Here is a 5,360-nt window from a genome sequence, read left to right as displayed (position 1 = left end):
GGATGGGTGCTTGCACCCATCGCACAGCAACAAACAAAAGGCCGCTCCAGCAAGGAGCGGCCTTTCTGCTGGGCGCAGCGGACATGTGGCGGAAAGGTTGCATGGGCGGCACAGTTCGGTTGCTGGTTGCCGAGTCGCTGTATCATTGCTGACAATGCCCCTTGCCATAGTTGCCGACTCCTCCTATACGGCCCCAATCCAGACGGGGTGCGCTTTGCGCGCCTTTTTCCGTTGGACCAAAAGACGCGATGAGGGTGTGCGGTGGTCGCACGTCCTCCTCTCCGATCTAGACCCTCAAGAGAAGGGTGATGCACATGGCTGCCAGCCAGAACATCCGCATTCGTCTCAAGGCGTTTGACTACCGCGTCCTTGACGCCTCTACCGCAGAAATCGTTTCCACCGCCAAGCGCACCGGCGCATCGGTTCGTGGCCCGATCCCCTTGCCCAACAAGATTGAAAAATTCACCGTTCTGCGTGGCCCCCACGTTGACAAGAAATCCCGCGATCAGTTCGAGATCCGCACCCACAAGCGCCTTCTCGACATCGTTGACCCGACACCCCAAACCGTGGACGCGCTGATGAAGCTCGACCTGGCCGCCGGTGTTGACGTCCAGATTTCCGTGTAAGGAGGATTTTTGATGCTCCGTACAGGACTTATCGCAAAGAAAGTCGGCATGACCCGGCTGTTCATGGAAGATGGTCGGCAAGTGCCCGTGACCGTTCTTTCGCTTGAGAACCTTCAGGTTGTCGCACAACGCACCGCTGAAAAAGACGGCTACGTCGCTGTTCAGTTGGGTGCAGGTAATGCCAAGGCAAAGCGCACCAGCCAAGCGATGCGCGGTCACTTTGCAGCGGCAAAGGTGGAACCAAAGCGCAAGGTCGCTGAATTTCGCGTTGCCCCTGAAAACCTGATCAACGTTGGTGAAACGCTGACGGCAAACCATTACTTTGAAGGCCAATACGTTGACGTATCCGGCACCTCGATCGGTAAGGGTTTCGCCGGTGCGATGAAACGGCACAACTTTGGCGGTTTGCGTGCGACGCACGGCGTGTCCGTCAGCCACCGTTCGCACGGGTCCACTGGCCAGTGTCAGGATCCCGGCAAGGTGTTCAAAGGCAAGAAAATGGCCGGCCACATGGGATCTGCCCGTGTGACGACCCAGAACTTGCAAGTCGTGCGCACAGATGCCGACCGTGGGTTGATCATGGTCAAAGGTGCGGTTCCCGGATCAAAGGGCGGCTGGGTGACGTTGAAGGATGCGGTGAAAAAGCCGACTCCTGAAAACGTGATTTACCCAGCTGGCCTAAAGTCACTGGACGACGAAGCCAAGCGTCTGGCCGAAGAAGCTGCCGCCGCAGCCGCTGCTGAAGAAGCCGCAGCCGCAAAGGCCGCTGCGGAGGCAGAACAGGCCGCACTGGAAGCAGCCGAGGCTGAAGCCGCAAACGAAGCCCCAGCTGAGGGAGGCGAAAACAATGAAGGCTGATGCAATCAAACTGGACGGCGGCAGCGCTGGTTCGGTCGAACTGAACGATGAAATCTTTGGTCTGGAACCCCGCAAGGATATCCTGCACCGCGTCGTCCGCTGGCAGCGCAACAAGGCCATGGCAGGCACACACGACACGCTTGGCCGGTCTGAAGTGTCCTATTCCACCAAAAAGATCTATCGCCAAAAGGGCACCGGTGGCGCACGCCACGGGTCGCGCGGCGCGCCGATCTTTCGGTCGGGTGGTATATACAAGGGCCCGACGCCCCGCAGCCACGCCCATGACCTGACCAAGAAGTTCCGTAAACTGGGTCTGAAGCACGCGCTGTCCGCCAAGGTCGCCGCGGGCGAACTGGTTATCGTGGACACGATCGAAGTGACGGACGCCAAGACCGGCGCACTGGCCAAAATGGTCGGCGCATTGGGTTGGAAGCGTGCATTGGTCATCGACGGGGCCGAAGTGAACGCAAACTTCGCCAAGGCTGCCGCCAACATTTCAACCATTGACGTGCTGCCCAGCCAGGGTGCCAACGTCTATGACATCCTGCGCAGCGACACGCTTGTCCTGACCAAAGCAGGCGTCGCAGCACTGGAGGCTCGTTTGTCATGAGCGCGAAAGCAGAACATTACGACGTGATCCGCAAGCCGATCATCACCGAAAAGGCAACCATGGCATCCGAGGCCAATGCGGTTGTGTTCGAAGTGGCGATTGACGCCAACAAACCCCAGATCAAGCAGGCCGTCGAGGCGTTGTTCGGTGTGAAGGTCAAGGCGGTCAACACCGCCATCACCAAAGGCAAAGTGAAACGCTTTCGCGGATCACTGGGCACCCGCAAGGATGTCAAGAAAGCCTATGTGACCCTGGAAGAGGGTAACACGATCGACGTGACCACCGGGCTGTAAGTCAGGCGACATGATAAAAGAAAAAGCCCTCGACGATTGTCGGGGGCTTTTTGCGTCGGGGCAAGCAAGAGGGGCATTTGCACGCGTCATGGATGTGTGGGGGATACTTGATGCCTTTGTTTCATGGTTTGTCTTGCCACTCAGCCGGCTCCCCGCTATACGCCCCCAATGGCACCGCCTCGGATTCGTTCCGGGGCGTTGTGTCTTATGCGGGCGCCGGGTTGAAATTCGGCCTACGTAGGTCGGGGTTGCCCCCGACACCTTCACTTGGGGACCTTCGGGGCCCTGTAACATCAGGCCTCGTAAGGGGCCGCCAAGCAAACGGAAGAAGCTAACATGGCACTCAAGTCGTACAAACCGACGACGCCGGGCCAGCGTGGGCTGGTGCTGATCGACCGTTCGGAGCTTTGGAAAGGACGTCCTGTCAAGGCCCTCACTCAGGGTTTGACGAAATCGGGCGGCCGGAACAACACCGGACGGATCACCATGCGTCGCATTGGTGGGGGCGCAAAGCGTCTTTACCGCATCGTCGATTTCAAGCGTAACAAGCTGGATATGACAGCTGTTGTCGCCCGCATCGAATATGACCCGAACCGGACCGCGTTTATCGCCCTTATTCAATACGAAGACGGCACACAGAACTATATTCTGGCGCCACAGCGTCTGGCCATCGGTGACAAGATCATCGCCAGTGCCAAGGCCGACATCAAGCCGGGCAACGCAATGCCGTTCAGCGGTATGCCCATCGGCACGATCGTCCACAACATCGAACTGAAGCCCGGCAAGGGCGGCCAGATTGCCCGCGCAGCCGGCACATATGCCCAGTTTGTGGGTCGTGATGGTGGCTATGCGCAGATCCGCCTGTCGTCGGGCGAACTGCGTCTGGTGCGTCAGGAATGCATGGCCACCGTCGGTGCCGTGTCGAACCCCGACAATTCCAACCAGAACCTCGGCAAGGCAGGCCGGATGCGCCATTACGGTGTGCGCCCGTCGGTCCGTGGTGTCGCGATGAACCCGATCGACCACCCGCACGGTGGTGGTGAAGGCCGCACATCTGGTGGTCGGACGCCCGTGACACCTTGGGGTAAAGACACCAAGGGCACACGGACACGTAACAAGAACAAAGCATCGCAGCGCCTTATCGTGCGTTCGCGTCATGCCAAGAAGAAGGGTCGTTAATTATGGCTCGTTCCGTATGGAAAGGCCCGTTCGTGGATGCCTATGTCTTGAAAAAGGCAGAAGCATCGCGCGAAAGTGGCCGCAACGAAGTGATCAAGATTTGGTCGCGCCGTTCTACAATCCTGCCTCAGTTCGTTGGCCTGACCTTTGGGGTCTACAACGGCAAGAAGCATATCCCAGTAAACGTCTCTGAAGACATGATCGGTCAGAAGTTCGGTGAATATTCACCAACCCGGACCTATCATGGCCACGCAGCAGACAAAAAAGCGAAGCGGAAATAAGTCATGAGCAAGGATAAGAATCCCCGCCGCGTGGCTGATAACGAAGCGATGGCAAAACTGCGGATGCTGCGCACGTCCCCGCAAAAGCTGAACCTTGTCGCTGCGATGATCCGTGGCAAAAAGGTGGAAAAGGCCCTGACGGACCTGACGTTCAGCAAAAAGCGGATTTCGGACGATGTGAAGAAATGCCTTCAGTCGGCCATCGCCAACGCGGAAAACAACCACAACCTTGATGTTGACGAACTGGTCGTCGCCGAGGCTTATGTCGGCAAGAACCTGATCATGAAGCGCGGTCGCCCCCGGGCCCGTGGCCGTTTTGGCAAGATCGTCAAGCCGTTTTCAGAACTGACCATCAAGGTGCGTCAAGTTGAGGAGCAATCATAATGGGTAACAAAGTAAACCCAATCGGGATGCGTCTTCAGGTCAACCGCACCTGGGACAGCCGCTGGTTTGCCAATACCAAAGACTATGGCGATCTGCTGCTGGAAGACCTCAAGATCAAGGACTTTGTCCGTGAAGAGGCCAAGCAGGCCGGCATCAGCCGCGTGATCATCGAACGTCCGCACAAAAAGTGCCGCGTCACGATCCATGCAGCCCGCCCCGGTGTGATCATCGGCAAGAAAGGCGCAGACATCGAAACCCTGCGCAAGAAGCTGTCAAACCTAACCAAATCGGAACTGCACCTGAACATTGTTGAGGTCCGCAAGCCCGAACTGGACGCAGCGCTCGTCGCTGAATCCATTGGTCAGCAGCTGGAACGCCGGGTGTCTTTCCGCCGCGCGATGAAACGTGCGGTGCAGAACGCCATGCGTATGGGTGCCCTTGGCATTCGTGTGAACCTTGCCGGTCGTCTGGGCGGTGCTGAAATCGCACGGACAGAATGGTACCGCGAAGGCCGCGTGCCGCTGCACACGCTGCGCGCCGACATCGACTATGCACTGTATGAGGCGATGACGCCTTACGGGATCATCGGGATCAAGGTCTTTATCTACAAAGGTGAGATTTTGGAGCACGATCCGTCAGCGCACGACCGTAAACATGCCGAGCTGCAAGAGGGTTCCATCCCTCGCGGCGCTGGCCGCAGATAAGGGGCTGATGACATGCTGCAACCAAAGCGCACAAAACACCGCAAGCTGCACAAAGGCCGCATTCGGGGCGAAGCCAAGGGCGGGTCTGACCTGAACTTTGGCACCTACGGCCTGAAAGCGATCGAGCCAGAGCGGATCACCGCACGTCAGATCGAAGCGGCACGGCGTGCCATGACGCGTCACATGAAGCGTCAGGGCCGCGTCTGGATCCGGATTTTTCCGGATACGCCTGTCACCTCCAAGCCCGTCGAAGTGCGGATGGGTAAAGGTAAGGGTTCGATCGACTTCTGGGCGTGCAAGGTCAAGCCTGGTCGTGTGATGTTTGAAATCGACGGCGTCAACGAAGACGTCGCCCGCGAGGCCCTGCGCCTTGCTGCGATGAAGCTGCCGATCAAGACACGGACCGTGGTTCGCGAAGACTGGTA

Annotated in this window: 9 protein-coding genes; all 9 read left to right on the top strand. The window is 58.2% G+C overall.

Annotation, left to right across the window (positions count from 1 at the left end):
• Positions 1 to 314: 314 nt before the first annotated feature.
• Positions 315 to 626: a 30S ribosomal protein S10 gene (gene rpsJ / locus IBX59_RS14670; RefSeq protein ID WP_296376892.1), complete on the top strand. Its 312-nt coding sequence runs from the start codon at positions 315 to 317 to the stop codon at positions 624 to 626.
• Positions 627 to 638: 12 nt separating this feature from the next.
• A complete protein-coding gene (gene rplC / locus IBX59_RS14665) occupies positions 639 to 1,484 on the top strand; it encodes a 50S ribosomal protein L3 (RefSeq protein WP_296376890.1) in 846 nt (281 codons plus the stop codon).
• Positions 1,474 to 2,094 carry a 50S ribosomal protein L4 gene (rplD, locus tag IBX59_RS14660; RefSeq protein WP_296376888.1) on the top strand — a complete coding sequence of 207 codons (621 nt, stop codon included), beginning with the start codon at positions 1,474 to 1,476 and terminating at the stop codon, positions 2,092 to 2,094. The genes rplC and rplD overlap by 11 nt, the downstream gene beginning before the upstream one ends.
• Positions 2,091 to 2,387: a 50S ribosomal protein L23 gene (locus IBX59_RS14655; RefSeq protein WP_296376886.1), complete on the top strand. Its 297-nt coding sequence runs from the start codon at positions 2,091 to 2,093 to the stop codon at positions 2,385 to 2,387. Before rplD ends, IBX59_RS14655 begins: the two co-directional genes overlap by 4 nt.
• A 336-nt stretch (positions 2,388 to 2,723) precedes the next feature.
• Positions 2,724 to 3,566 (top strand): 50S ribosomal protein L2, encoded by an 843-nt coding sequence (gene rplB, locus IBX59_RS14650; protein WP_296376884.1) that lies wholly within the window; start codon positions 2,724 to 2,726, stop codon positions 3,564 to 3,566.
• 2 nt (positions 3,567 to 3,568) lie between these two features.
• Positions 3,569 to 3,847 carry a 30S ribosomal protein S19 gene (rpsS, locus tag IBX59_RS14645; RefSeq protein WP_296376882.1) on the top strand — a complete coding sequence of 93 codons (279 nt, stop codon included), beginning with the start codon at positions 3,569 to 3,571 and terminating at the stop codon, positions 3,845 to 3,847.
• 3 nt (positions 3,848 to 3,850) lie between these two features.
• Positions 3,851 to 4,231: a 50S ribosomal protein L22 gene (gene rplV, locus IBX59_RS14640; RefSeq protein ID WP_296376880.1), complete on the top strand. Its 381-nt coding sequence runs from the start codon at positions 3,851 to 3,853 to the stop codon at positions 4,229 to 4,231.
• Entirely contained in the window at positions 4,231 to 4,935 is a 705-nt protein-coding gene (gene rpsC, locus IBX59_RS14635) for a 30S ribosomal protein S3 (protein WP_296376878.1), read from the top strand. The genes rplV and rpsC overlap by 1 nt, the downstream gene beginning before the upstream one ends.
• Positions 4,936 to 4,947: 12 nt before the next feature.
• Positions 4,948 to 5,360, top strand: a 413-nt coding sequence (gene rplP / locus IBX59_RS14630) for a 50S ribosomal protein L16 (protein WP_296376876.1), incomplete at its 3' end; no start/stop codon positions are given.

The sequence above is a fragment of the Yoonia sp. genome (assembly GCF_014859355.1).
Classification (GTDB): Bacteria; Pseudomonadota; Alphaproteobacteria; order Rhodobacterales; family Rhodobacteraceae; genus Yoonia.
Note: the sequence above shows the minus strand (reverse complement) of the source record. Positions and strands in the feature narration are given on the sequence as shown.

What these genes read in the sequence shown, in the direction of transcription:
- rpsJ (WP_296376892.1), top strand. Translation starts at nt 315, where the DNA reads ATGGCTGCCAGCCAGAACATCCGCATTCGTCTCAAGGCGTTTGACTAC.
- rplC (WP_296376890.1), top strand. Translation starts at nt 639, where the DNA reads ATGCTCCGTACAGGACTTATCGCAAAGAAAGTCGGCATGACCCGGCTG.
- rplD (WP_296376888.1), top strand. Translation starts at nt 1,474, where the DNA reads ATGAAGGCTGATGCAATCAAACTGGACGGCGGCAGCGCTGGTTCGGTC.
- IBX59_RS14655 (WP_296376886.1), top strand. Translation starts at nt 2,091, where the DNA reads ATGAGCGCGAAAGCAGAACATTACGACGTGATCCGCAAGCCGATCATC.
- rplB (WP_296376884.1), top strand. Translation starts at nt 2,724, where the DNA reads ATGGCACTCAAGTCGTACAAACCGACGACGCCGGGCCAGCGTGGGCTG.
- rpsS (WP_296376882.1), top strand. Translation starts at nt 3,569, where the DNA reads ATGGCTCGTTCCGTATGGAAAGGCCCGTTCGTGGATGCCTATGTCTTG.
- rplV (WP_296376880.1), top strand. Translation starts at nt 3,851, where the DNA reads ATGAGCAAGGATAAGAATCCCCGCCGCGTGGCTGATAACGAAGCGATG.
- rpsC (WP_296376878.1), top strand. Translation starts at nt 4,231, where the DNA reads ATGGGTAACAAAGTAAACCCAATCGGGATGCGTCTTCAGGTCAACCGC.